Below are 495 nucleotides of genomic sequence, written 5' to 3'. Positions count from 1 at the left end.
CCAGAGTTTCATGTGCAGCGTTACGCATCTCCCTGAGCAAGAACAATCGCCGAGTGCCGGCGCGATTTTCATAATTCCTCTCAGGAGTAACTCTATGGCAATGATTGTAGTGAGCGGGCCGGCCTCCATTCAGAATTCGAAAGAATGGTTGGATTGGCGTGCACTGGGCATTGGCGCAAGTGAAGCACCAATTATCATGGGGAAATCGAAGTATTCGACGGCCTATGAGCTTTTTAGGCGAAGGCTTGGGATAGGACCATCCCCTCCGCCTAACCACTACCTCGAAACGCTAAGAAACCGAGGTAAGAGACTGGAGCCAATCGCTAGAGCCGCTTACGAGCGACACACTGGCAAGGTCGTAACACCTTTGATCGCCATCAGTGCGATAAACGCAATAATCAGAGCCTCATTCGACGGCTACGATCCCTCTGATAACGTCCCTCTTGAAATAAAGTGCCCTGGCGCAGTAGCCCACGCAATTGCCCTTTCTGGCTC

At 51.9% G+C, this 495-nt stretch carries 1 protein-coding gene; it reads left to right on the top strand.

The features are described 5' to 3' along the window. Positions 1-94 precede the first annotated feature (94 nt). The coding region (locus AC3XQU_RS22895; RefSeq protein ID WP_489876456.1) for a lambda-exonuclease family protein at positions 95-495 on the top strand (401 nt) is incomplete at its 3' end.

It is taken from the genome of Telluria sp. AZSoR62 (assembly GCF_058111565.1).
This window is presented reverse-complemented; position numbering and strand designations above follow the sequence as displayed.